Below are 25535 nucleotides of genomic sequence, written 5' to 3'. Positions count from 1 at the left end.
GGTTCAGTCCACCCGCACCTGCGCCTCGCCCGTAGTCATCTCGCCGATCACCACGGCCTGGCCGAAGCCTTGGCCGTGGAAGATTTTCAGCACCGCGTCGGCCGCCTCCGGCGCGCACGACACCAGCAGGCCGCCGGAAGTCTGCGGATCGGTCAGCAATGCGCGCTGCGTATCGGACACGTCCGCCCCCAGGCGCACGGACTCGCCATACGAGGCCCAGTTGCGGCCCGATGCGCCCGTGATCACGCCATCCGCGGCGAAGGCCTGCACGCCCGGCAGCCAGGGCAGCGCGTCCAGCCGCAGGCGGGCCGTCAACTTCGCGCCGCGCGCCATCTCCAGCGCATGGCCCAGCAGGCCGAAGCCCGTCACGTCGGTGATGGCGTGCACGCCGTCCAGTGCGGCCAGCGCGGGCCCCGGCCGGTTCAGGCGCGTTGTCGTGTCGATCATCACGCGGTAGCCGTCCGCGTCCAGCCGGTTCTTCTTCAGCGCCGCCGACAGAATGCCCACGCCCAGGCCCTTGCCCAGGATCAGGACGTCGCCCGCGCGCGCGTCCGCATTGCGCTTGACCTTGGCCGGATGGACCAGCCCCATCGCCGCCAGCCCGTAAATGGGCTCGACGGAGTCGATGCTGTGTCCGCCGGCCACCGGAATGCCCGCATCCGCGCAGACCGATTCGCCGCCCCGCAGGATCTCGGCGATGACGCTGTGCGGCAGCACATTGATGGGCATGCCGACGATGGCCAGCGCCATGATGGGCGTTCCGCCCATCGCGTACACGTCCGACAGCGCGTTGGTCGCCGCGATGCGGCCGAAGTCGAATGGGTCGTCCACGATCGGCATGAAGAAGTCCGTGGTGGCGATGAGCGCCTGCTCGTCGTTCAGCCGGTACACCGCCGCATCGTCGGCCGTTTCCGTGCCCACCATCAGGTTCGGATAACTGGCCGCCGGCCCGAATCGGGCCAGCAGCGCCGACAGCACGCCGGGCGCTATCTTGCAGCCACAGCCGCCGCCATGGGAAAGCGAGGTCAAGCGCGGCACGGCCGCGGACGCGACATCCTGGGTCATCTCAGTCTCCGTGAGTCAGTGGAAAAAGGATAGCACCGCCCCCGCGATTGGCCCTATGATGAACCGCAGCATGCAGCAACGGACGGCCGCCCGGCCACGGGCGCACCGACAGCCAAACTTCACCGTGCGTGGGGGCTATATGGATCGCCGACACTTTCTCCGTTTCTCAGGCGCCCTGTGCGCCGCCACTGCCGCGCTGCCTCAAGTTGCGCGCGCCCAGCAGACCCCCGTCACCACCGCGTGGCGCGGCTTCGAACTGACCACCACCGTCAACGTCAAGGACCCCGGCGCCCACACCCGCCTCTGGCTGCCCGTGCCCTACGCCACCGACACGACCTACCAGCGCGGCGTCCAGAACACCTGGCAGGTCAGCGGCGGCGGCACTGCGCAACTGACGCAGGCGCCTGGCTACGACGTGCAGATGCTGGCGGTGCAATGGCCCGACGCGCAGGCGCCGCGCAGCGTCACGATCACCAGCCGCTTCCAGACCCGCAACCGCCGCGTGGACCTGACGCAGCCGCCGCCCGCCGACGCCGGACGCGAAAGCCCCGCCGCGCTGCGCGAGTTCATCAAGCCCACCGCGCTGCTGCCCACCGACGGCATCGTCAAGACCACCGCTGACCAGATCACGCGCGGCCATCAGGGCGACCTGGCGCGCGCCCGGGCCATCTACGACTGGGTCGTGGAAAAAACCTGTCGAACCGCGTCTACCCGCGGCTGCGGCGTCGGCGATGTGCGCTACATGCTCACCGCCAACGACCTGAACGGCAAGTGCGCCGACATCAATGCGCTGTTCGTGGCGCTGGCGCGCGCGGCCGGCATTCCGGCGCGCGACGCCTACGGCCTGCGCGTCGCCAACTCCGAACTGGGCTACAAGAGCCTGGGCAAGGCTGGCGACGTCACCCGCGCCCAGCACTGCCGCGCCGAGTTCTACGCGGCGGGCTACGGCTGGGTTCCGGTGGACCCTGCCGACGTGCGCAAGGTCATGCTGGAAGAGCCGCCCGGCGAATTGCCCCTGACCGACGCCAAGGTGCGCGCCGCGCGCGTCATGCTGTTCGGCGCGTGGGAAATGAACTGGGTCGCCTACAACCACGGCCACGACGTCGCCCTGCCCGGGTCCGCGCACGATCCCGTGCCCTTCCTGATGTACCCCAACGGCGAAACCGCGGACGGCCGCCTGGACAGCCTGGACCCCGACGGCTTCAGCTACACCATCGCAGCCAAACCCATCGCCATCTGAACCCATCCGCGCAGGGACACGCCTTGATCAGCCGCCGCCGCCTTCTGCAATCCGGCCTGTCGCTGGCGGCCCTGCCCCTTTGGGCCCGGGCTGCCAGCGACTCCGCCCTCAAGACCGCCACCGGCCCCGACTGGGCTCCCTGGACCGGCCCCACGCCGCCCCTGGTGCTGCCCGATTTGTCCGGCCGCGAACTGAAGCTCTCGGCCTGGCGCGGCAACGTCGTCATCGTCAGCTTCTGGGCCACCTGGTGCGACCCTTGCCGCGACGAGATCCCCATCATGTCCACCATGGCCAAGCGCCACCGCGAAGAAGGCCTGCGCCTGGTCGCGGTGAACGTCGGCGAATCGCAGGCCAAGATCTCGGCCTTTCTGAAGAAATGGCCCGTGGCCGGCACGGTTCTGCACGACCGCAACAGCGCCGTGTCGAAAAAATGGGAAGCGGTGGGGCTGCCCGCCAATTACCTGGTGGATCGAGGCGGGACGATCAGGTACTGGCACCTGGGCGAACTGGACTGGAAGTCGAATGCCGTGGGCGGGGTCGTGACGCGCATGTTGCGCAGTTGATGCGGGCGGGGGCAGTGGCTGGCGAGCCGGTGACTGACCGGGCTTCAAGCAAGGCCCATCGCATTCCAAAAGAACTTGGCGGAAGGCAGCAGGAGTCGAACCTACCTGGGAACGTCTGACGCCCCCAACCGGGTTTGAAGCCCGGCCGTGCCGCCGGGCACGAATGCCTTCCGTGACGGCCCGCCTATGATACTGGCTCGGCGGGCCGCTGCATCGCCGCATAGGCGCTTTCGGCACGCAGCACATGCGCATCGCGCACCCGCCGCGTATAGCCCACCCGGTCGAAGAACTCCAGGATCTGGATCGCCCGCTTGCGCCCCAGCCCCGTCGCATCCCGGAACACGGCCGCATTCAGGCCCTCGGGACGCGCCGCCAGGTCCGCGGCCAACGCCGCCAGCGCGCGCACCTGATCCCGGTGATAGAACAGGTCTTTCACAACCTGGGCCACGTCTCCGCGCCGCAACAGCTTGCGCAGCAACTGGCGCACCGCGTCCTCGGGTTCGCCCTGCGCCCGCGCCAGATCCCGCACCCACGGCGGATCGAATGCCCCCTGCTCCAGCAGCGGCAGCAGCCGAGCCGCCAGCTTCGACTCCGCATCCGCCAGCGTCGATGTGTGCGACGGCAGATGCAGCCAGGGACCATTGCGCGCAATCCGGCCATCCTGCTGCAGCTGATGCAGTACCGACGTCCAGAGCGCATCCGGTACGGCAGGCAGCGCCATCCGGCGCAGCCGCGCGCTGTCCGGCCCGGGTTCGTCCGGCGCGCCCTGGTGAAAGGCGGCCAGGGCCTGCTCCACGCGTGCGCGCAGCGCATCCCATTGCGCGGCCAGGATCAGCGTGCGCGGCGCCTGGACGTTGCGCGCTTCGATCCACAACGCCCCGTCGGGCGCGGCGATCTCGCTCACCGGCCTGCCCGTCAGGCGCTGCAGGGCCGCCTCGTCCAGGCCCAGCGCGGCGTGCTCCAGCACGGGACGCAGTCCGCCGCCGTCCAGCATGTCGGACAGCGCCTGCAAGCCCTGCAGGCGCGACGCCGCGCGCCGCTTGCGGTCGGGCGCGTTCGGGTCCAGCACCCGCCCGCCGCCCACCGTGCGCGTCGCCTGCGCATTGCGCACGATGTAGCGGTCGCCCGGCATTGCGCAGATGGGTTCGTCGAACACCAGCTGCGCCCAGCCCGACTGCCCGGGCGCCAGGGATTCGGCGCTGATCGGCACCACGTGCGCCACATGGCGCGCCGCGCCGATGTGCACATGCAGCGGCGCCCACGCGCGCACCGGAGCGTCGGCGGAGGGCAGCAGGGTCAGCGCCACATCCACGTGCCGCGACGGCAGAAAGCAGCGCGCATCCGCGATCCAGTCGCCGCGCGCGATTGCGTCCTTGTCGATGCCCGCCAGGTTCAGCGCGCAGCGCTGCCCGGCCGCGCCCGTCTCGCTGGGCTGGTTCTGCGCATGGATGCCGCGCACCCGCACCCGCGTGCCGGCGGGCATCAGCCGCAGATCGGCGGCGTCGTCCCCGGCGCGGACCCGCCCGGCGTGCGCCGTGCCGGTCACCACCGTTCCGTGGCCTGTCAGCGTGAACACGCGGTCCACCGCCAGCCTGAACAGACCCGTCGCGTCGCGCCGCGCCAGCGCCTGGGCCTGCTCGTGCAGCCAGGTTTTCAGTTCCGCGACGCCCGCGTCGCCAGCCTGCGATGCGCTTGTGGCGAACACCGGCGCGTCTTCCAGGAACGTGCCCGCCGCCAGCGCCGCGATCTCGCCGCGCACGGCCGCCAGCTGCGCGGCCTCCGCGCGGTCGGCCTTGGTCAGCGCCACCGCGCCCCGCGCCACGCCCAGCATGGCCAGGATCGCCAGGTGCTCGCGGGTCTGCGGCATGACGCCGTCGTCCGCCGCCACCACCAGCAGCCCGAAGTCAATGCCGCTGGCGCCGGCCGCCATCGTGTGCACCAGCTTTTCATGGCCGGGGACGTCGATGAAGCCCAGCACGTCGCCATTGGCAAGCGGCGTATAGGCGTAGCCCAGTTCAATGGAAATGCCGCGCGCCTTCTCTTCCTTGAGCCGGTCGGTGTCCACGCCCGTCAGGGCGCGCACCAACGTGGTCTTGCCGTGGTCGATATGGCCGGCCGTGCCGATGATCATGCCAGGGGCTCCGCCAGTTGCCCGGCGAAGGCCGCCTCGTCGCGCGCCTCCAGGCAGCGCAGGTCCAGCCACAGCGCATCGTCCGCGATGCGGCCGATCACCGGCACCGGCAGCCGCCGCAGCAGCGTCTCGAGTTTGTCCAGATGACGCCCGGGACGTCCGCTGCCCGCATAGCGCACCGCCAGTCCATAGCTGGGCAGTTGGTCGACGGGCAAGGCGCCGCTGCCGATCTGGCTGAACATAGGCACCGCCTCCACCGCATAGCCCGGGCCAGCCGCATGCGCCAGCGCGCCGCGCAGCCGTTCGGCCTGCGGCTGGATGTCGCGCAGCGGACGGGTCAGCAGCCGCAGCGTCGTCAGCCGCTCGGCCAGGAACTCGGGCGCGCGGTACAGGCTCAGCACGGGCTCCAGCGCAGCCAGCGTCAACTTGCCCACGCGCAATGCGCGCTTGAGCGGATTCTTCTTGATCTTGCGGATCAGGTCGGCCCGACCCACCAGCAGGCCGGCCTGGGGCCCGCCCAGCAGCTTGTCCCCGCTGAACGTGACCAGGTCGGCGCCCGCGGCGATGGTCTCGCGCACGGTGTCTTCCTTGGGCAGGCCGAACTGCGTCAGGTCCACCAGCGTGCCGCTGCCCAGGTCCACCGTGGCCGGCAGGCCCCGCGCATGCGCCAGCGCCGCCACATCGGCAATGCCCACGCTCTTGGTGAAGCCCGTCACCGCGTAGTTGCTGCAATGCACCTTCATCAGCATCGCCGTGCGCGGCCCGATGGCGGTTTCATAGTCGGCCGCGTGCGTGCGGTTGGTGGTGCCGATTTCGACGAGCTTGGCGCCCGCGCGCTTCATGATGTCCGGGATACGGAACGCGCCGCCGATCTCGACCAACTCGCCGCGCGACACCACCACCTCGCGGCGGTCCGCCAGCGCATTGAGCATCAGCAGCACGGCGGCGGCGTTGTTGTTTACCACCGTGGCGGCCTCGGCGCCGGTCAGCTCGCACAGCAAGTCGTCGATCAGGTCGTCGCGATCGCCGCGGCCGCCGGTATCCAGGTCGAACTCCAGGTTGGCGGGCGACGTCAGCGCGCGCAGCACCGACGCGACGGCTTCGTCCGGCAGCAGGGCCCGGCCCAGGTTGGTATGAAGCACCGTGCCCGTCAGGTTGTAGACGGCGCGCAGGCGCGGCTGGGCGGCCTGGTCGAGCGCCGCCGACGTGCGCGCCGCCACCGCGGCGGCGTCCAGTTCGCTGCGCGCCAGTCCGCCATCCAGCGCTCGCCGCCGCAGCGCGTCGAGATCGCGGCGCAGGGCTGCGACCACCTGGGTGCGCCCATGGGCATCGAGCGCCGGCCGCAGCGCTTCGGCGTTCAGCAGACGGTCCAGCGAAGGAATGTCGGATGCGGCGGCCGCGCCGGTGCCGGACGGGTGATCAGCCATGCAAACTCCGTAATCAACGTAGGGGCCAACAGCCTGGGGCTGGCCGGCCCTAGTCCTGGTCGCCGTGCCACAGCAGCGGATTGCCGCTGGAGCGCGAATAGCCCGCCTCGCCCACCAGCACGTCGAGCATCAGGCTGGCCAGGTCATCCGCCACCGGCTCCACGTACAAGTCCTTGTCCTGGTAGAAGATCTTGCGGTAGGTGTGGCAGCGGTCGCAGGTTTCCGCCTTGATGGCGGGCGAGCGCCCCTCGATGGCCTGGTAGGCGACCTGCTCCACGTCCTCGCAATGCGAACACTTCACGCGCACCATGTGCCATTGGGTCGAACAGAGGCTGCAGCAGAGGTAGCGGTAGCCTTCGAACTGGCCGCCCACGCGCACGACGCTGGCGACCGGCAGGCTGCCGCAGACGGGGCACACGCCGAACGGACTGGCGACGGGAAGCTGCCTGGGATCGAAGCGGCTGGCCAGGTCCGTCCAGTAAACCTGCAGGGCCGCCATGACGAAGGGCGCGGCGGCGCTGTCCACGCCCTGGTCCTGTTCGGACAGCACGGCTTCGGCCAGGTCTTCCAGGGATTCGGGGTTCTGGTCCAGCGCGCGGCGCAGCGCGGCGCAGACCTCGACGGCCTCGGCGGGCACCCCCTGGGCGCGCGACACGTCGTCCACAAGCTGGCCCAGGATGCGGCGCCACAGCGCGTCGCGCGGCCAGCCCACGGCCTGCAGCGGCGGCATGCCATGCGCCTGGGCCAGGGCAATGCGGTCTTCGGACGCTTGCGGCGCCTCGCAATCCGCCAGGGCGCGCTGCTGGGCGTCGACCAGATTGGCCATCAGGAGCAGGTAGTCGGCAACGGGATTGCCATCCGCCAGCGTGCGCAGGCGCGCGGCCCGCGCGGCAAAGACCGCCTGGCGGTCCGGCAAGGCGACGCGGGGAATGGCGTTGTGGTCTAGCGCTTCGATTTCGCCGCGCGGAAGAATTCGCTGCAATTTCGTCTCCAGAGAAACAAACACGGCTGCCAGCCTCGGAAAGAGGATAGCAGCCGTGCGATCACTACAGGGCGGGCAGGATTTGCGGACTACTTTTTCACCTGTTCCCGGAACCAGGCGCGGTGGTGCTTCCACGCCCAGCCGGCGGTGACATGGCCCCGCAGCATCGCCGTCAGCGAGCCCTTTACCCAGATCGCCGCGTAAATATGCACAATGATCGCGCAAATCAGGACCAGCGCACAAACCGCGTGCAGCACCGAAGCGGCCCGGACCACCCAGATGGGGAAATAGAACGCGAAATATTCGCGCCATATCACGATGCCGCTGACCGTCAGCCCCAGCATGCACAGGATCAGCACATAGAACAGCAGCTTCTGGCCGGCGTTGTATTTGCCGACTTCCGGGAGCTTTTCTTCGCGGTTCTCGACCACGTCGTTGAGTTGCCGCAGCCACTGGCGGTCGGCTTTGGTCAGAAGGTTGTGGCGCCACATGTGGCCGGCGAACACGGCGAAGCAAACGAACATCACCATCCCGATGAACGGATGCAGGATCCGCGTCCAGGGCCCGCCCCCGAGCAGGTTGGACAGCCAATACATGGACGGGTGGAACATCGCCAGTCCGGAGAGCGCAAGCAGGATGAACGTCAGGGCGATGATCCAGTGGTTGGTTCGTTCACCCGGGGTATAGCGCCGGATGCGGCGATAGTGACGGTCTTCACTCATGGCGCACCTCCTCTTCGGCCCTGCGTTCGTCTTCCTCGGTGACTTCGTTGCGGCCGACCCGGGCATAGTGGAAGAAGCCCGCCAGCGCGGTCAGCGCCATCGCGGCCAGGCCCAGCGGCTTGGCCAGCCCCTTCCACAGCGACACCATGGGGCTGATCTTCGGGTCGGCGGGCAACCCGTGGTAGAGCCCCGGCTGGTCCGCATGATGCAGCACGTACATGACGTGGGTGCCGCCCACGCCCGGCGGGTCGTACAAGCCGGCCTGCTCAAAGCCGCGCGACTTCAGGTCGTCGATGCGTTCGGCGGCATGCTGGTGCATGTCGTCCTTGGTGCCGAAGACGATGGCGCCCGTGGGACAGGCCTTGACGCATGCGGGCTCCATCCCGACGGCCACGCGGTCGGAGCACAGCGTGCACTTGTACGCCTTGTGGTCCTTCTTGGAAATGCGAGGCACGTCGAACGGACAGCCGGTGATGCAGTAGCCGCAGCCGATGCAGTTTTCCTCGTGGAAATCCACGATGCCGTTGGTGTACTGGACGATAGCGCCGGGCGACGGACAGGCCTTGAGGCAGCCCGGGTCCTCGCAGTGCATGCAGCCGTCCTTGCGGATCAGCCATTCCAGGTCGCCGGCGGGATTCTCGAATTCCGAGAAGCGCATGACGGTCCAGGAGTGCTCGGTCAGGTCGGCCGGGTTGTCGTAGACGCCCACGTTGACGCCGATTTCGTCGCGCAGGTCGTTCCACTCCATACAGGCGCTCTGGCACGCCTTGCAGCCGATGCACTTGGAGACGTCGATCAGCTTGGCCACCGAGCCCGTGACCGGCTCGCGGATGCCCGGCGGCGGCGTGGTCGTGGCGGAGCGCCGCTTGATGTCTAGGGATTGCATGGACATGTCGGTTCTCCTAGGCCTTTTCGACCTTCACCAGGAACGACTTGAATTCCGGCGTCTGGGAATTGCCGTCGCCCACGAATGGCGTCAGGGTGTTGGTGAGGAAGCCAGGCCTGGCGACGCCCACGAAGCCCCAATGAATGGGGATCCCCACCTGATGCACCGTCTTGCCTTCGACGGTGAGGGGACGCAGGCGCTTGGTGACCAGGGCCACCGCCTTGATGTAGCCGCGGTTGGACGACACCTTGACCCGCGATCCGTTGGGTATGCCCAGCTCCTTGGCCAGCGCCTCGCCGATCTCGACGAACTGCTCGGGCTGCAGGATGGCATTGATGCGGACGTTCTTGGTCCAATAGTGGAAGTGCTCGGTCAGGCGGTAGGTCGTGGCGACGTACGGGAAGTTCTCCACGGTGCCCATCGCGGCCAGGTCATCCTTGAAGATGCGCGCGGCCGGATTGCTGGTGACGCCCTTGGCCTTCGGGTGCAGCGGGTTGTATCCCAGCGGGTTCTCGAAGGGTTCGTAGTGTTCCGGGAACGGCCCTTCGGCCATGCCCGCCCGCGCAAAGAAGCGCGCCACGCCCTCCGGGTTCATGATGAACGGCCCCATGCCGCCCGCAGGGTTTTCATCGCCCTTGAAGTCGGGGATGTCCGCGCCGACCCAGATCTTGCCGTTCCAAGAAACGAGCTTTCGACGCGGATCGAAGGGCTTGCCCTCCAGGTCGCACGAGGCGCGGTTGTAGAGAATGCGCCGGTTGGCCGGCCACGCCCAGGCCCAGTTCAAGGTCTGGCCGATTCCGGTGGGGTCGCTGTTGTCACGGCGCGCCATGAGGTTGCCGTTGGGGCCCCAGGCCCCGGCGAAGATCCAGCAGCCGCTTGCCGTGGAACCGTCGTCGCGCAGTTCCGCAAACCCTGCAAGCTGTTCGCCGCCCCTGCGCGTGATCTTCGCGGGATCCTTCGGATCGGCCAGATCGACCAGCGCCCTGCCCGCGTATTCCTTGGCCAATTCTTCGGCCGAGGGATTCTGCGGGTTTGAATAGGGCCACGACAGGTTGACGATGGGATCGGGATATTTGCCGCCCTCGTCCTGGTACAGCTTGCGCAGGCGCGTGAAGATGAGCGCCATGATTTCGATGTCGCTCTTGGCCTCGCCCGGGGGTTCGGCGCCCTTCCAGTGCCATTGCAGCCAGCGTCCGGAATTGACCAGCGCGCCGTCTTCCTCGGCGAAACAGGTGGTGGGCAGGCGGAAGACCTCGGTCTGGATCTTGGACGGATCCACGTCGTTGGCTTCGCCGGCGTTGCGCCAGAATTCCGAGGTTTCCGTGACCAGCGGGTCCATGATGACCAGGAACTTCAGCTTGGCGAAACCGTCGTTCAGCTTGGCCTTGTTGGGCGCGGCGGCCAGCGGATTGAAGCCCTGCGCAAGATAGCCGTTCATCTTGCCCTGGACCATGAGCTCGTAGACTTGCAGCATGTCGTAGAGCTTGTCCAGCTTGGGCAGGTAATCGAACGCCCAGTTGTTCTCGGCCGTGGCGGCATTGCCCCACCAGGCCTTCATCAGGCTGACGTGGAACTTGTTGTAGTTCTGCCAGTAACTGAGCTGGTTGGGCCGCAAGGGCTTGAGCGTGCGCGTCTCGATGTACTTGCCGTAGTCCTGTTCCGGCTCGTTGGGCAGCGTCATGTAGCCAGGCAGCAGGTTCGACATGAGGCCCAGGTCGGTCAGGCCCTGGATGTTCGAGTGTCCCCGCAGCGCGTTCATGCCGCCGCCGGCGATGCCGATGTTGCCCAGCAGCAGCTGCACCATGGCGCCGGTGCGGATGATCTGCGATCCGATCGAATGCTGCGTCCAGCCCAGCGCGTACAGGATGGTGGCCGCGCGGTTGGTGGTGGCCGTGGACGCGAGCATGTCGCACACCGTCAGGAACTTGTCCTTGGGCGTGCCGCAGACGCGTTCCACCATTTCGGAGGTGTAGCGCGAGTAATGCTTCTTGAGCAGTTGGTAGACCGACCGCGGATGCTGCAGCGTGGGGTCCGTCTTGACGTAGCCGTCATCGCCGCGCTCGTAGTCCCAGCTTGCCTTGTCGTAGGTGCGCTTTTCGGCGTTGTAGCCCGAATAGAGGCCCGCGTCGAAGGCGAAGTCCTCGCGCACGATGAAGGAAAAGTCGGTGTAGTTGCGCACGTACTCGTGCTGGATCTTGTCGTTATCCAGCAGGTACTTGATGACGCCGCCCAGGAAGATGATGTCGGTGCCGGTGCGTATGGGCGCGTAGAAGTCCGCCACGGATGCCGAGCGCGTGAAGCGAGGATCCACGACGATCAGCTTCGCCTTGTTATGGGCCTTTGCTTCCGTGACCCATTTGAACCCGCACGGGTGGGCCTCGGCGGCATTGCCGCCCATGATCAATACTATGTCCGCGTTCTTGATGTCGACCCAATGGTTCGTCATCGCTCCACGGCCAAACGTCGGGGCAAGACCTGCCACCGTCGGGCCATGTCAGACACGGGCTTGGTTGTCGAACGCCAGCATCCCCATGCTGCGCACGGTCTTGTGCGTGATGTAGCCGACCTCGTTGCTGCTTGCCGAGGCCGCCAGCATGCCGGTGGTCAGCCACCGGTTGACGGTCTTGCCGTCCGCGGTCTTCTCGACGAAGTTGGCGTCGCGGTCGGCCTTCATGAGTTTGGTGATGCGGGTCAGGGCGTCGTCCCACGACATCCGCACCCACTTGTCCGACCCGGGCGCCCGGTATTCCGGGTACTTGAGGCGGTTGGGGCTGTGGATGAAGTCGATCAGGGCCGCGCCCTTCGGACAGAGGGTGCCGCGGTTCACGGGATGGTCCGGATCGCCCTCGATGTGCATGATGCTGGCGCGGGCGTTCTTCGAGCCGTCGCCCAGGCCGTACATCAGCAAACCACAGGCGACCGAACAGTAGGGACAGGTGTTGCGCGTTTCTGTCATGCGCGCAAGCTTGAACTGGCGCACTTCGGCCATGGCCGTGCCCGGGGCTGCCCCCAGCAATGCCAGGCTGGAGCCTGCCAGCGTCGCACCGGTCACCTTGAAGAACTGGCGGCGATTCATGTTGACCATGAAGCACTCCTCTCCTGGTGAATGAAGAAAGCCAGACCTGAAAACGGGAAAGGCCCTGCGGCTTCCACGGATATGGGTGCCAGTATATGCCCACGTTCCGGCGCGCGCCATGCGGCGTCGGGTTGATGCGCCGTTGCGGGCAGTCCGAAATCTGGCGGCAATATCCGCTTTTCTCGGGCATTTTGCGTGAATGCTGCACTGTTACCATTGCGGACGGCGCTGCCTATGCGGCAGCGCCGCAATGCCCGGGCCGCCACTGCCGCCGCCCCTTTTCTACGCACGACCGTTGGAGCGCCGATGCGCCGCCTTGCCCCCCTGGCTCTGTTCCTGGCCTGCGCCCTGCAGGCGTTGACGCCCCCTGCCGCGCATGCGGCGCCCGCCGCGCTGACGCCAGCCGCCGCCGCGACCGAAGCGGCCCGGCAGGCGGCCATGGAGGGCTATCTCTATTTTTATCCGCTGGTCGTCATGGACCTGACCCGGCGCCAGTTCATCCATCCGGCGCAAGGGGCCAAGGGAGCGCCCGCCAATACCTTCCTGCACGGACGCGCCCTGCCCCAGGCCGGCGCCGCCGCGCCCTGGGCCAATCCGGACATGCTGCGCGGCACGGCCTGGGTGGACCTGACGGCCGGGCCGGTCGTGCTGTCCGTGCCGGACACGCAGGGACGGCTCTACACGCTGACGCTGCTGGATATGTGGACGGACGTGTTCGCCACGCTGGGCAAGCGCAGCACCGGCACCGGCAAGGGCAATACCGTGATCGTGCCGCCGGGCTGGACGGGCACCCTGCCGTCCGGCATGGCGCGCATCGACGCACCCACTGCCCACGTCTGGGCCAAGATTCTGATCCAGGCCGACGGCGCCCCCGACTATCCGGCAGTCAACGCGCTGCAGGACGGCTTCGTCCTGACGCCGCTGGCGCAGTGGAACTTGCCCGCGCAGGCTGCCCGCACGAAGCCGGACGCCTCCCTGGACCTGAAGATCCCGGTGCGCGAGCAGGTGGATTCCATGCCCACCGAGGCGTTCTTCACCTATGCCGCGGAGCTGCTGCGCAGGCATCCGCCGCACGCCACGGACCAGCCCGTGCTGGCCCAGCTTCGCCGCGTGGGCCTGGTTCCGGGCCGCAACTTCGAATTCGACAAGCTCGACCACGCCGCCAAGCAGGGCATGCGGCGCGGCGTGCGCGCCGCGCGCGAACGCATGGACGCCGCCGCAGGCCAGACGCTGCGCGGCGCGAACGGATGGCAGCAGGAGACCGCCAGCATCGGGGTTTACGGCAACGCCTATCTGCGTCGCGCGCTGACGGCCCAGGCGCAGCCGGGCGCCGGCTTGCCCGAAGACCTGAGCGTGCTCCTGCTGGCCGCCGACAGCCAGGGCGCCCTGCTCGATGGCGCGCACCGCTACACGCTGCATTTCGAATCCGGACAGCTTCCGCCCGCGGACGCGCTGTGGTCGCTGGCGGCCTATGACCCGCAAGGCATGCCCGTGCCCAATCCGGTCAACCGGCACGCGCTGGGCAGCCGCGACCCGCTGCGCTACAACCCGGACGGCTCGCTCGACCTGGTGTTCAGCAACGCCGCGCCTGAGCCCGAAGCGCAGTCGAACTGGCTTCCCATCCCGGCGGCGGGGCCCGTGGGCGTATTGCTGCGCATCTATTCGCCGGGCCCAGCCGTGGTGGACGGATTGTGGGCGCCGCCCGCCGTGCGCCGGGACGAGCCGGAAGCGGCGATGGAAACGCCCGCGGACACGGCGCCCGCGCCGGCCGTCCAGGCTGATACCCCCGCCGCCGCGCCCGCCGCATCCACGAATGCGGCCCCGGCGCCCCCCGCCCGCTCCGCCCCCGCGGCGGCCGCCAAGAAACCCTGAAGACCGCCCTGGCGTTGGCGTCATGTCAGGCGCCAGCCGCTAACATTGGCGTTTTAATCAAGAATGAGCCGCCCGCCATGGACGACGCCTTTAGCCACCAATTGTCGATGACCATCCTGATGACGCCAGACATGGCGAATTTCTCGGGAAATGTGCACGGCGGAACCATCCTCAAGTATCTGGACCAGGTGGCCTACGCCTGTGCCAGCCGGTACGCCGGCCAATATGTCGTGACCCTGTCGGTCGACCAGGTCGTCTTCCGCGAACCGATCCACGTGGGCGAACTGGTGACGTTCCTGGCGGCCGTGAACTATACGGGCCGCACGTCGATGGAAATCGGCATCAAGGTCGTTACCGAAGACATCCGCAAGAAGCTGGTGCGCCACACCAACAGCTGTTACTTCACGATGGTGGCGGTGGACGACCAGGGCGCCCCCACCGCGGTGCCGCCGCTCGAACCCCGCACGCTGGAAGAGAAGCAGCGCTTCAAGGCAGCCGGTCTGCGGCGCGAACTGCGCCAGGAAATGGAACGCCGGCACGGCGAGATCAAGCGCGAGACCACGCACGACACGCCACAGCCCTGAGCCCGCGGCCGGGCCGGAATACCGGTTCATCGCCAAGAAATGAAGAAGGCTGGACGTTGGTCCAGCCTTCTTTTATTCAGGCCCGCTCCACCCCGGCAGGCGGCGCCGGCGGCACCGCAGCGGGTTCGCGGTCGCGGCCCAGCATGCGTTTGATGCCCAGCCACTGCTGCGACCAGAAGCCGCGGCCGTAATCGCGTCCGCCCAGTTCCGCCTGCTGGTCGTGGATGCCGGTGGGGCCGTAGCCCACGCCGAACCGGGCGGTGCGGAACAGCACATCCCAGATGGGAAACAGCGCCGCGAAGTTGTAGCCCCCCGCCGGCCCCGGCGACGAGGCGTCGTAGGCGATGGAATGATGGTGGCGGTGAAAGCGCGGGCTGACCAGCAGGCGCTCGCCCAGCGCGCCAAAGTGCATCCGCAGGTTGGCGTGGGAAAAGCTCTGCGCCAGCTGGGTGATGGCCACCACCATGACGAACTGCGCGGGCGGCACGCCCACCAGCTGCGACACGAACACCACCAGCACGTCGCGCAGCATGTCGTCCAGCAGATGGTTGCGGTCGTCGCTCCAGATGGTCATCTGGCGCTGGCTGTGGTGCACGGCGTGCAGCGCCCAGAGCCAGCCGAATCGGTGCTGCGCCCGGTGGTAGAAATAGTCCACCGCATCGAACAGCAGCAGGTAGATGATGAGGCTGACCCAGGCCTTGTCCGTCACGCCGGGCCAGTACTGGTCCAGCTGGAACGGCGCGAAGCCCCAGACGTGCAACTGGCCGAAGATGCTGTCCCAGAACGGGTCGATGGTGAAGAACAGCGCCAGCCGGAACGCGCCCAGGCGGTGGATCAGGGTGTACAGGACGTCGATGCCGATCTGGCGGCGATCCGTGACGGGCTCGACAGGCCGCAGACGCTGCAACGGGCCGAACACCAGCACCAGCACGGCAACCTGCAGCAGGCCGACCAGCAGCCACATGGTGGCGTCATAGCCGTCTTCGATTAGGTTGCTCAGGCCCAGGTGGAACAGCGCGGGCTGAATCGCCGTCTCGAAGAGCCATTGCTGGCAGTCCCCGAAGAGTTGGCTAAGCGTATCCATGATCAATGATGCGTGGCGATCCAGTCGCGATAGGCTGGATGGGTGTTCAAGGTAGCGAAACAATAGCCCTTGCGCTGCAAACCGACAATCAGCGGTTCGAGCACGCCGGGCGCCCAGGGATCCTTGCGCGACCAGATGCCCAGGTGGGCGAGCAGGATGTCGCCAGGCTTGATGTTGCGCAGGGCCTGGTCAAGCAGCTTGGCGTTGGGGTATTTGTCGCTGGGCAGCTCGTCGCCCAGAAAGCCGGCCGGCGCCCAGCCCACGTGCTCGAAACCGCAGGCCTTGGCGGCCTGGAGCAGCGCCGGCGACGTTTTGCCGCCCGGCGCGCGGTACAGCGGCAGCATGTCCTTGCCCGTCATCTGATGGAAACGGCTGACGGACCGCTTGATCTCGGCGCAGTACTGGTCGGCCGTCCATTCGGCGCGCTTGCCGGCGTCGGGACCGGCGCTTGGCTTCACGCGGAACTTGCCGCCCGGCAGGTCGCCCTGCCAATACACATGGTCATAGGTGTGCGACGCGAAGACATGGCCTTCCGCGGCGCGCGCCTTCCACCAGGGCGCCCACACGTCGTCCAGGCTGGAACCGTCGGTCAGCGTGCGTTCGTTGGCCAGGAAAAACGTGGCCTTGACGTGATGGCGGGCCAGCACGTCGGCGATCAGCGGCGCCACGCCCATGTGGCCGGTGTCGAAGGTCAGGTAGACGGGCTTATCGCAGACGGCAGGCGGCGCCGCGCCGGCGGCCGCCGTAACGGAAGCCAGCGCCAGGCATAACGCGGCGCGAGGGATCCTACCGCGTAGGCGCATGGTTCAGCGTCCAGACGCCGTGCGGCGACTTGCCCACGGTGACCTGATTGACGACCTTTTTCTGTTCCAGGTCCACCACGGTGAGCTTGCGCGCCCAGCGCGAAGTGACCAGCAGCGTCTTGCCGTCGGCCAGCACGTCCATGCAGTCGGGGCCGCCGGGCACCGGGAAGGTGTCGACGACGGCGAGCGTTTGCAGGTCGATGCGGCTGATGGAGTTGGCGGTGCGGTTGCTGACGAACAGGTGGCGGTGATCGCCCTGCGCGCGGAAGGCGTGCGCGCCGGCTGCGGTCTGGATGCGCTTGACCAGCTTGGCCGGGCCGTTGCTGACGTCGTAGGCCTCGACGTAGGAGTCGCCGGTCAGCGCCACCAGCAGCGTCTTCTGATCGGGCGTCAGGAACACGTCGGCGGGCGTCTTGCCCACGGACACGGTCCATTTGGGCGTCTGCGTGGCCAGGTCGATGGCGATGAGCTGGTCGCTATCCTGCAGCGTCACGTAGGCCGTCGTGCTGTGCTTGTCGATCATGATGTGGCTGGGCGTCTTGCCCGCCTGGATGCGCTTGACCAGCTTCAGGTCGAAGCCCTTTTCCAGCGGCTTCCAGGCATAGATGTCGATGTGGTCCAGGCGGTTGGCCGCCGTGACGAACCACTTCATGTCCGGCGAGAACTGCAACTGGTAGGGATCGACGATGCCGGTGAGCGTGCGCTGCACTTCGCCCGTCTTGGGATCCATCAGGGTGATCGAATCGCCGGTGGCGTTGGCCACCATGAGCGACTTTTCATCGGGCGTCAGATACAGGTGATGCGGCTCTTTGCCGGTGGGCACGCGCCGCAATTCCTTGTAGGTGGCCGGATCAATGATGCTGACGTTGGCGTCCAGGGAATTCAGGACGAAAATCGGGGCAGAGGCCGCCGCTGCGCTAAGCGCCATCCCTACGCCGAAAAGGGCGTAGCGGACAAAATGCATGGGGTTCAATTTGAAGATCCGGCAAGGGGAAATCGGGCAGGGTCCCGATGCTCGCCATTTTATGCACAGCTGCCTGACAAATGGGCCACAACAGCCCGCCGGCACAGGCTTTGGCGACAAACGCTCACGCCTGTTGCGACCCCGCAACAGGCGCGCCATATGGCCCTGATCAGGGCCCAAATCCGGCCCCGATTTCGCCCCGGAGAATTCACTTCGCGGCGGCGGGTTGCGCGTTCGCGTCGACCCAGTTTCCGTCGCGGATATCGCGTTCGCGCAACGCCGCAGCGCGCGCCGCGGACGACGGCCCCAGGTCGCTCTCCATCACGCCGCCGTCGGGTCCGACGACGAACGTTCCGATGCCCGTCTGGCCGTACCGGGCCGGCCAGGCCACGATGCGGTACGAATTGTCCTGTCCGCCCGGGATCACCTTGTAGCGGTAGCCGAAATAGGCATCGTCCAGCGGCACGTCCGGCCCCATGGCCAGGGCGTCCGGACCAAAGGCCTGCTCCGGCGCATCGGGCAGTTCGGGCCAGTAAAGCCCGTCCCGGTAGCCGGCGCGGCTGACCAGGCGGCCCGCATACCGGCCCTGGCCCACGCCCTGCTTGTAGCGGGTCTGAGCAGCCTGAAGCTTCTCCAGGGTTTCAATAGCGGTGAGTTCGTTGCGGTCGATGGCGCGGCGGCGGATCTCCGCCTTGCCCGCCACCGGATCGAAGCGCCATCCCTGGCCCGCGCGCACGATCGGCACCGGCAGCGTCCATCCGGAATCGCCGACCGCCACCCAGGAGCGGCCGCCGTCGGCCACGATGTCGTGCTTGCGCACCCATGCCGCGAGATACCGGTAGATATCCTCCTGGTCCACGCCGCCCGGCACGAGCTGCCTGTGGTTCGGGCCCAGCACTTTGGCCAGGGCGTCAATATCGTTCGTGGCCAGCGCGTCGGTGAACGCCTGCGCGGCCGCCTGGGCGCTGGGATACACGCTTTGCGCCATGGCGGGGGCCGCGAAGCCGAGCGCAAGCACCGACGCGGCGCAAAGCGCGCGCAAACGAGCAATCGTCATAAGACCTCCGTTGTTCATGGTGCTTATCTCCGGCCGCCGCCGCCCCGGCCGCCGCCACCGCCGCGATGGGGAGCGCCCCCGCCGCCGCCACGATGCGGCGCGCTTGCGCCGGTGCTGCGATGGGAGCCCCCGCCGCGGCTCATTTCGCCGCGCTGGTTCTGCTGCCGCATGCGGTCGCCGTCCCCCGCGCCGCTCAGCGCGTTGTGACTGTTGGACGCGCGCGCGCGGTCGCGCGCCGCGGATTCGTCGGCGCGCTGGCGCTGGGCCGCGGCCTGCCGGTCTTGCGTAGAGACGCCGGATGCGCGGTCGCCAGCCCGGTCATGCGTAGACGTGCCCGTCGACCGGCCTTGCGCCCTGTCCTGCGTGGATACGCCGGACGAGCGGTCCCGGGCGCCTTGGCCCCCTTGCGGTCCCTGGCCCTGTCCGCGGCCTGCGGCGCCTTCGCCCCGGCCGGCACCCTGTCCGCGCCCGCCATCGTGGCCGGCAATGGGTTGGCCGGTGCGGCCTTCAAAGGACTGGGCCGCGCGCTCACGGGCAGCATCGCGAGAACCGGCCGCGGGCGCCGCGGCAGCGGCCCGGGTGCCCTGGCCGCCGGCCTGCGCACGATTCTGCAGGCCCGCCTGCCGCTGGCTGTCGAAGCGCTGGCGGCTGGCCTGGTCGGCATAGGGCGCATTGCCGCGATTGGCGGCATTGTGCTGCCAGGTGGACCGGTTGTTGTTGACGTTGTTGCGGTCGATGCGATTGTTGACGTTGATGTTGTTGTAGCGGTCGACGTCGATGTCGATGTCGCCATGCCCCCAGTCGGCATCGCCCCACATGGAGTTGATCGCCGCGACCCCCAGCCCGAAACCGATGCCGGCGACCAGCGACGTCGCGAACATCGACCCAGGCGGCGGGGGATAGTAGTAAGGCGGATAGGAGGGATACGCCCACGTCCCGTACACCACGGTCGGGTTGTAGCTGGGCACGTACACCACCTGCGGGTCCGCCGGTTCGATCACCACGACGGTCTTCTCGTTTTGCGTGGTGGTCTTCACGGTCTGCTGCGGCGTGCTCTTCAGGTTGCCCGCCTTCTGGGCCTGGGTGCGCAGTCGCTGGACGGAATCCATGACGCCATCGGGTTGCGCCAAGAAGGCGTCGCCGACGGATTTCACCCAGTTCGGCTCGCGGCCCATCATGTCCATGACGGAAGGAAAGGCGACCAGCGACTTGACGCTGGGGTCCCAGGATTCGCCGTCGACCGCCTTGACGGCATCGTCGCCGGATTGCTGGGCGTGCGCGGCCGACCATTTGGCGGCGGCGGCGACGTCGTCGGGGTAGGTGGACCCCATGAGGATCTGCGACAGCAGCGCATCCGGGTACAGGGCCACGGGCGCCATCAGCTGGTCCAATTGGGCGTTGGTCAGTTTGGTCTGCGCCGCGGCGGGGAGGCAGACCGCCAGCCCCAGGCACACCAAACCGATGAACCACTCTTGCAGTCGCCGCATTTCCGTTCTCCGTTCGCAAAGCATGAAACCACAAGCAAGGAGGGAACCGCCGGATATCGCGAAGACAATATATGCCGATCAAAGGCGCATTGGAAGCGTTGCGCGCTCTTGGCCCCCTGGCGGCGATCAGCGCCCCTCCTCCTCCGTATGCCGGACTGGATTGCGCCTGGCGGCGGGCCTATACTGGATTCGCCGCAGCCCGGCATTCCTTCTCCTCAAGGAGAGGCAACATGTACAGGCACTTGCTCATCGCCGTAGACGGCTCCCTGCTGTCCGAATCGGCATTCAAGCGCGCGCTCGTCTTCGCCAAGGAAATGGGCGCCACCATCACCCTCATCCGAGCCATCCCGGAGGACCACTTGCTGGTCTACCAGGCCGAAATGCTGGGCACCACGCAGACGCACCACACCGACCAGGCGCGCAAAAACGCGCAGGCGTATCTCGATGGGCTTGAAACCGAGGCGCGGCACGCGCTGGTGCCTTGCGAGGCCATCGTGATGGTCAACGACCATCCGCACGAAGCCATCGTAGACACGGCGCAGAAACAGGGGTGCGACCTGATCGTGATGGGCTCGCACGGGCGGCACGGGATGACCGGCTTCCTGCTGGGCAGCGAGACCCAGCGCGTGCTGGCGCGCACCAAGCTGCCGGTGCTGGTGTACCGCTAGTAGCGCGACAGTGCGCGGCCGGCCAGGCGCGGCCGGCTACGCCGACGCCAGTTCGTGCTGGAAGGTGAAGCTGTCGGCGTACATATGGTCCAGGCTGGCACCGCGCCCCGCCAGCAGACTCTTGGCCTGGCGGATCATCTCGGGCGCGCCGCACAGGTAGATGGCGTGTTCCGACAGGTCCTCGTGGTCTTCCAAGACGGCCTGCTGCACATGGCCCCGGCGCCCCTGCCATCCTTCACCCGCGCGCGACAGCACGGGCACGAAGTTGAATTCGTACAAACGCCCCACCCAGCTCTCGATGACATCCCGCAGGTACAGGTCGGCTTCGGTGCGCATGCCCCAGTAGAGGGTGACGGGCGGGCAGTCCTCGTTATCCAGCAGGGATTCCAGAATGGCCTTGATCGGCGCGATGCCCGTCCCGGTGGCCATCATGATGAGCGGCCGCCAGTCTTCCTCGTGATAACTGAACACGCCAAGGGGCGCTTCGATTTCGACATCCGCGCCCGCCCGCGCCTGGCCCAGCCACTGGTCCGTGTAGCGCCCGCCGGGAATACGGCGCACGTGGAAGTCCACCAGGTTGCCGGCTGGCGGCGAAGCCATGGAGAAACTGCGCGTTTCGCCGTCCGGCAGCACCACGTTCATGTACTGGCCCGGCACGTAGTCCATCCCCTGCCCGGGCAGCGCCAGCGTCAGGTGGATGACATCGTCGCCATAGGGCTCGATGCGGTGGATCGTGGCGGGAATGCGGGCCGGCTCGGGAAACGTCTGCCGGCTGCTGGCCACGCTGATGCACAGGTCGGCCGTCGGGCGCGCCTGGCACGCCAGCGCATAGCCCTCTTCGGCCTCCTCGGGCGTCAGCGCCATCGGGAATTCTTCGTACCGCACCGTCCCGGAGGCGAGCTTGATGCGGCAGGTGCCGCATCCGCCGAAGGTGCATTCGTGCGGCAGCTTCACTTCTGAACGCTCCGCGGCTTCCAGCACGGATTCGCCCTCTTCGACGTCGAAGGCTTCTTCGGTTTCCAGGATATGCACGCGGTAGGCCATGGCTTCCTCGCCTATTTCTTGATGTCGGCTTCGACCAGCACTTTCATGCCGCGCGGCTCCAGCAGTTCCGCCAGCGCCGCCAGCGCGGCCAGGCCGGCCTTGGTGTCCTGTTCGCCGTTGCCGCCGCTCAGGCCGACGCCGCCGATCACTTCGCCGTTGACCACGATGGGGAAGCCGCCCACGAACACCGCGAACTTGCCGTCGAAGCTCCACTGGATGCCGAAGGCTTCGTTGCCCGGCAGCGCGGGGCCGTTGGGCGGCGTGTTGAACAGGTGCGTCGAACGCTTGTGGCCCGCTGCGGTGAACGCCTTGTTCCACGCGATCTGCGGGCCGGTGATGCGGGCGCCGTCCATGCGCTCCAGCGCGATGGGATAGCCGCCGTCGTCCACAATGCAGATTGATTCCAGCACGCCGATCTCTTGCGACTTGGCGATGGCGGCGCGCACCATGACGCGCGCTTCTTCAAGTTCCAGGCGATAGATCTGTTTCATGTGCAAAGCCTCTGTGAAATAGGGTTGGACGCCGTCAGCCGGCGCGGTAGACGGTCTTTATCTGGGTGTAGAACTCCAGGCCCACGCGGCCCGATTCGCGGAACGTGGACGTGCTGGAGTGTTTCAGGCCGCCGAACGGCGCATTGATCAGGTTGCCGGTGGTGGTGCGGTTGATCTTCACCGTGCCTGCCTGGATGTCGCGGGCGAAGCGGTGCGCGTAGCGCGCGTCGGTGGTGGCGATGGCCGCCGACAGGCCGTATTCCGTATCGTTGGCCTTGGCGATGGCGTCTTCGTAGCCGTCGACCTCGATCAGCGCGATCACCGGTCCGAAGATTTCTTCGCGGGCAATGCGCATCTGCTGGGTCACGCCGGCGAAGAGCGCAGGCGTCACGTAGTAGCCGCGGTCGAAGCCCGCGCCCTGCAGCCGGTCGCCGCCGTACAGGTGCGTGGCCTCCTGCTTGCCGATCTCGACATAGCCCAGCACGTTGTCCAGCTGTCGCGCGGTCGCCAGCGGACCCAGATCAAAGTTGCCGTCCAGGCCGTTGCCGATGGTCAGCGTCTTGATCTTGGCCAGCAGCTTTTCCGTAAAGGCCTTGCTTACCTTGGCGTCCACCAGCACGCGGCTGGTGCCGGTGCAGGCCTGGCCGCTCAGCGAGAACCCGCCCTTCACGGCCAGGTCCACCGCGCGGTCCAGGTCGGCGTCGGCCAGCACGATCAGCGGATTCTTGCCGCCCAGCTCCATTTGCGTGCGCGTGGTCAGGCCTGCGCTGCGGTGGATCTGTTCGCCCGCGGCGGTAGACCCGGTAAAGGAAATGGCCCGCACTTGCGCGGCGCCGGTGATGGCTTCGCCCACCGCCCCGGCGGGTCCGGTCAGGAAGTTCAGCACGCCGGCGGGCAGGCCGGCCTGCACGAAGGCTTCGGTCAGGCGATAGCCGGACAGCGGCGCGTCGGACGACGGCTTGAACACCACGGTATTGCCGGTGATGAGCGCGGGCGCGATCTTGCGCGCGGGGATGGAAATGGGGAAGTTCCAGGGCGAGATCACCGTCACCGCACCCAGCGGTTCGCGCTGGCTGTAGACGATCATGTCCGGATCGTCGTTGACGTAGGTTTCGCCGGTGAAGGACTGCCCCTCGACGGCATAGAAGCGGATCGTCTGCGCCGAACGCAGCACTTCGTCCTTGGCCAGGTTCAGGCCCTTGCCCTCTTCCCGGGTCAATTCGCGTGCGAACGCGTCGGCATGGTCTTCCAGGTATTGCGCCGCGCGGAACAGGATGGCCGCGCGCTTGGAAATCGGGGTGTCGCGCCAGGCGGCGAACGCCGCATCGGCCGCTTCCACCGCCAGCCGGGCGTCATTGGCGTCGGAAACCTGGAATCGGCCCACGATATCGGCAGTGTCGGCCGGGTTGATGTTCGGCGCGGTCTTGCCCGTGCCGCTGGGCGTCCAGTTGCCGCCGATGTAGTTCAAAAAGGTCTGCTGCGAGAGATCGTCCACGGGAGCGCTTCCTATTCTTTGGCCCCGCCGGGCAGGCGGGGTATGGGCGGCTGGGTTATATGCTGAACATTGTATACTTTAATCACTTCGAGACGATGCGTGGAAACCCGACCTTCCGGACAGGAAAAAGGCTCCCGCAGGAGCCCTTTTCCGTGGCGTAGGAGCCCGGGTTCAACTCCAGATCAGCACGGCGCAGGTGGTGGAGACAAACAGCGCCAGCAGCACGGGCAGCAACAGCGCCCGCACCAGCGACAGCACGTTCACCCGCGCAAAACCCGCCACGGCGATCAGCGACGACCAGGCGATCAGGGTGCCGCCGCCCGTCCACACCGCGCCCATCTGGCCCACGGCCGCCAGCGTCGCCGGATCCACGCCGACGACCGGACCCAGGGCGCCGGACAGGGTGCCGGTGAGCGGCAGGCCGGCGAAGCCGGAGCCGTCGATGCCGGTGATCATGCCGACGATGAGCACGCCGAAGGCGACCAGGAAATGGTTTTCCGGAATCAGGTGCTGCGCGGCGGAAATCACCTCGAACAGCAGTCCCGGCGCCTGCGCCTGCGGCACGCCCAAGATCTGCGCGGCCGTTTCATTGGCGCCCACGAAGAAGAAGCCGGCGATCGGCAACACCGATCCCATGGCCTTGAACGCGAAAACAAAGCCGTCCGTCACGTGTTCCGGGCAGACGTCCAGCATCTTGCGGGGCCCCTCGGCCGCCAGCGTCACCAGCATCATCACCACGAACGCCACGCCGCCCACCAGCGCCGCGGCATCGCCGCCGCGCAGCGCGGGCAGGGACGGAAACAGGCGCGGCAGCACCATCACCGCGATCACCGCCAGGAAGGCCAGCGGCGTCACCACGGCGAAGGTCTTGGACCAGCGCACGCGGCGGCGTTCCTCGTCGCTCAGCACGGGGCCGCTGGGCAGCGCCGGATCGGCGCCCATCGTGCCGCGCGCCAGCTCGGCTTTGTCGAAAGAGCCCGACTGCTCAATGCGCGCCAGGCTGCCGTCCTGCGCGCGGGCCTGCCAGGCCGACAGCAGGGCCGGATCGGCCGCGACAATGTGCTTGCGCACCAGCAGATACGCCGAGATCAGGGCGACCCCGCCGGTAATGAGCGACAGCACCAGGGCGCGGTCCGCGACGACGGCCGCGCTGACCGCGGCGCCGGCCGCCTTGGCGCTGATGCTGGGGGCCACGCCGATGACGTAATCGGAGGACAGCGCCATGCCCTGGCCGGCGATCGCGATGGCCATGGCGCCTGCCAGGGGCGGCAGGCCGGCCGCGATGGCCGCGGGCAGCAGGATCGCCGACACCAGCGGCACGGCGGGCGTGGGCCAGAAGAACAGCGAGATCACATAGGTACAGAGCGCGATGATCAGGAAGGAAGAATGGCCGCCCCGCATGACCTTGCGGAACGGCTGCACCATGCGCACGTCCGCCTGCAGGGTCTTGAGCGCATTGAGCAGGGCGGTCATGAAGGTGATGACCAGGAAGATGTTGAAAAGCTCTTTCGCCGCCACGAAGCTGGCCGAAAAGATGCCGATCAGCGCGCTGATCGGGTTGCCGGTGATGGCCAGCACCACCAGGAAGGTGCCGATGACGGACGGCACCACCACGTTGGCCCGCAGGATCATCGTCAGGATGATCGCGGCCACGCTGATCAGGTATATCCAATGAGCGGCATTGAGCACGACGTCGGATTGCATGCGCTATTCCCCTTGTTTACGTGGCTGTTGGGTCGCCACACTCGGTATACTATATTTCGTTGAATGCCATACCAACTGAAATATGCACCGCCTAGGGAAAGCGATAATTCTGAAAAATTGATGAATATCGGCCAAAAATCAGGGGTTTACCCTTAGTTTTCTGGATTGTCCACGCCACGGCCGAAAATCA

The 25535-nt window shown here is 67.4% G+C and carries 21 protein-coding genes and 1 tRNA gene; 5 read left to right on the top strand and 17 right to left on the bottom strand.

Features of this window, described 5'->3' with window-relative positions; genetic code table 11:
* Positions 1–3: 3 nt before the first annotated feature.
* On the bottom strand, positions 4–1065 hold the full coding sequence (selD, locus tag KYC_RS17610; protein ID WP_008164800.1) for a selenide, water dikinase SelD: 1062 nt from the start codon (positions 1063–1065) through the stop codon (positions 4–6).
* Between the two features lie 139 nt (positions 1066–1204).
* On the opposite strand from selD, the gene KYC_RS17605 reads away from it, so the two are divergent.
* Together KYC_RS17605 and KYC_RS17600 are read left to right on the top strand one after the other, a co-directional pair.
* The gene (locus KYC_RS17605) at positions 1205–2305 is read left to right on the top strand and encodes a transglutaminase-like domain-containing protein (RefSeq protein WP_008164799.1); all 1101 of its coding nucleotides are present in this window, start codon (positions 1205–1207) and stop codon (positions 2303–2305) included.
* A 23-nt stretch (positions 2306–2328) separates the two neighbouring features.
* On the top strand, positions 2329–2868 hold the full coding sequence (locus KYC_RS17600; protein ID WP_008164798.1) for a TlpA disulfide reductase family protein: 540 nt from the start codon (positions 2329–2331) through the stop codon (positions 2866–2868).
* 76 nt (positions 2869–2944) lie between these two features.
* Here the strand turns inward: KYC_RS17600 and KYC_RS17595 are convergent.
* The 7 genes from KYC_RS17595 to fdnG form a co-directional block, all read right to left on the bottom strand.
* Positions 2945–3040: transfer RNA gene (locus tag KYC_RS17595), tRNA-Sec, on the bottom strand.
* Between the two features lie 12 nt (positions 3041–3052).
* Entirely contained in the window at positions 3053–4999 is a 1947-nt protein-coding gene (gene selB / locus KYC_RS17590) for a selenocysteine-specific translation elongation factor (RefSeq protein ID WP_008164797.1), read from the bottom strand.
* A complete protein-coding gene (gene selA, locus KYC_RS17585) occupies positions 4996–6426 on the bottom strand; it encodes an L-seryl-tRNA(Sec) selenium transferase (RefSeq protein ID WP_008164796.1) in 1431 nt (476 codons plus the stop codon). The genes selB and selA overlap by 4 nt, the downstream gene beginning before the upstream one ends.
* A gap of 49 nt (positions 6427–6475) precedes the next feature.
* Positions 6476–7408, bottom strand: coding sequence for a formate dehydrogenase accessory protein FdhE (fdhE, locus tag KYC_RS17580; protein ID WP_008164795.1), 933 nt, complete (start codon positions 7406–7408; stop codon positions 6476–6478).
* A gap of 89 nt (positions 7409–7497) precedes the next feature.
* Positions 7498–8130, bottom strand: coding sequence for a formate dehydrogenase subunit gamma (locus tag KYC_RS17575; RefSeq protein WP_008164794.1), 633 nt, complete (start codon positions 8128–8130; stop codon positions 7498–7500).
* The gene (gene fdxH / locus KYC_RS17570; RefSeq protein WP_008164792.1) at positions 8123–9022 is read right to left on the bottom strand and encodes a formate dehydrogenase subunit beta; all 900 of its coding nucleotides are present in this window, start codon (positions 9020–9022) and stop codon (positions 8123–8125) included. The genes KYC_RS17575 and fdxH overlap by 8 nt, the downstream gene beginning before the upstream one ends.
* A gap of 10 nt (positions 9023–9032) precedes the next feature.
* Positions 9033–12101: a formate dehydrogenase-N subunit alpha gene (gene fdnG / locus KYC_RS17565; RefSeq protein ID WP_139026528.1), complete on the bottom strand. Its 3069-nt coding sequence runs from the start codon at positions 12099–12101 to the stop codon at positions 9033–9035.
* 297 nt (positions 12102–12398) lie between these two features.
* On the opposite strand from fdnG, the gene KYC_RS17555 reads away from it, so the two are divergent.
* Both KYC_RS17555 and KYC_RS17550 read left to right on the top strand, forming a co-directional pair.
* Positions 12399–13964 carry a DUF1254 domain-containing protein gene (locus tag KYC_RS17555; RefSeq protein ID WP_008164786.1) on the top strand — a complete coding sequence of 522 codons (1566 nt, stop codon included), beginning with the start codon at positions 12399–12401 and terminating at the stop codon, positions 13962–13964.
* 77 nt (positions 13965–14041) lie between these two features.
* Positions 14042–14548, top strand: coding sequence for an acyl-CoA thioesterase (locus KYC_RS17550; RefSeq protein WP_008164784.1), 507 nt, complete (start codon positions 14042–14044; stop codon positions 14546–14548).
* Positions 14549–14624: 76 nt separating this feature from the next.
* Here the strand turns inward: KYC_RS17550 and KYC_RS17545 are convergent, their stop codons facing one another.
* The 5 genes from KYC_RS17545 to KYC_RS17525 all read right to left on the bottom strand — a co-directional run bounded on the left by KYC_RS17545 (position 14625) and on the right by KYC_RS17525 (position 19943).
* Positions 14625–15632, bottom strand: coding sequence for a sterol desaturase family protein (locus tag KYC_RS17545; protein WP_043518783.1), 1008 nt, complete (start codon positions 15630–15632; stop codon positions 14625–14627).
* A 2-nt stretch (positions 15633–15634) separates the two neighbouring features.
* On the bottom strand, positions 15635–16435 hold the full coding sequence (locus KYC_RS17540; protein WP_008164780.1) for a polysaccharide deacetylase family protein: 801 nt from the start codon (positions 16433–16435) through the stop codon (positions 15635–15637).
* Positions 16419–17399 carry a YVTN family beta-propeller repeat protein gene (locus tag KYC_RS17535; RefSeq protein WP_008164779.1) on the bottom strand — a complete coding sequence of 327 codons (981 nt, stop codon included), beginning with the start codon at positions 17397–17399 and terminating at the stop codon, positions 16419–16421. The genes KYC_RS17540 and KYC_RS17535 overlap by 17 nt, the downstream gene beginning before the upstream one ends.
* 208 nt (positions 17400–17607) lie before the next feature.
* On the bottom strand, positions 17608–18456 hold the full coding sequence (locus KYC_RS17530; RefSeq protein WP_008164777.1) for a DUF2950 family protein: 849 nt from the start codon (positions 18454–18456) through the stop codon (positions 17608–17610).
* 23 nt (positions 18457–18479) lie between these two features.
* Complete coding sequence (locus KYC_RS17525) at positions 18480–19943, bottom strand: DUF3300 domain-containing protein (protein ID WP_008164775.1); 1464 nt, start codon at positions 19941–19943, stop codon at positions 18480–18482.
* A 230-nt stretch (positions 19944–20173) separates the two neighbouring features.
* Here KYC_RS17525 and KYC_RS17520 point away from each other — a divergent pair, with 230 nt between their 5' ends.
* Positions 20174–20611: a universal stress protein gene (locus tag KYC_RS17520; RefSeq protein WP_008164773.1), complete on the top strand. Its 438-nt coding sequence runs from the start codon at positions 20174–20176 to the stop codon at positions 20609–20611.
* Positions 20612–20647: 36 nt separating this feature from the next.
* On the opposite strand, the gene KYC_RS17515 is transcribed toward KYC_RS17520, so the two are convergent.
* From KYC_RS17515 to KYC_RS17500, 4 genes are all read right to left on the bottom strand, one after another.
* Positions 20648–21655: a 2Fe-2S iron-sulfur cluster-binding protein gene (locus KYC_RS17515; protein WP_008164771.1), complete on the bottom strand. Its 1008-nt coding sequence runs from the start codon at positions 21653–21655 to the stop codon at positions 20648–20650.
* Positions 21656–21666: 11 nt separating this feature from the next.
* The gene (locus tag KYC_RS17510; protein ID WP_008164769.1) at positions 21667–22146 is read right to left on the bottom strand and encodes a GlcG/HbpS family heme-binding protein; all 480 of its coding nucleotides are present in this window, start codon (positions 22144–22146) and stop codon (positions 21667–21669) included.
* 34 nt (positions 22147–22180) lie between these two features.
* Entirely contained in the window at positions 22181–23641 is a 1461-nt protein-coding gene (locus tag KYC_RS17505; protein WP_008164767.1) for an aldehyde dehydrogenase family protein, read from the bottom strand.
* 171 nt (positions 23642–23812) lie between these two features.
* Positions 23813–25345, bottom strand: a complete 1533-nt coding sequence (locus tag KYC_RS17500; protein ID WP_008164766.1) for a hypothetical protein — start codon at positions 25343–25345, stop codon at positions 23813–23815.
* Between the last annotated feature and the right edge of the window lie 190 nt (positions 25346–25535).

It is taken from the genome of Achromobacter arsenitoxydans SY8, assembly GCF_000236785.1.
GTDB classification, from domain to species: Bacteria; Pseudomonadota; Gammaproteobacteria; order Burkholderiales; family Burkholderiaceae_B; genus Achromobacter; species Achromobacter arsenitoxydans.
The sequence above is the reverse complement of the archived record's forward strand: the minus strand, read 5'-3'. Positions and strand labels throughout refer to the sequence as shown.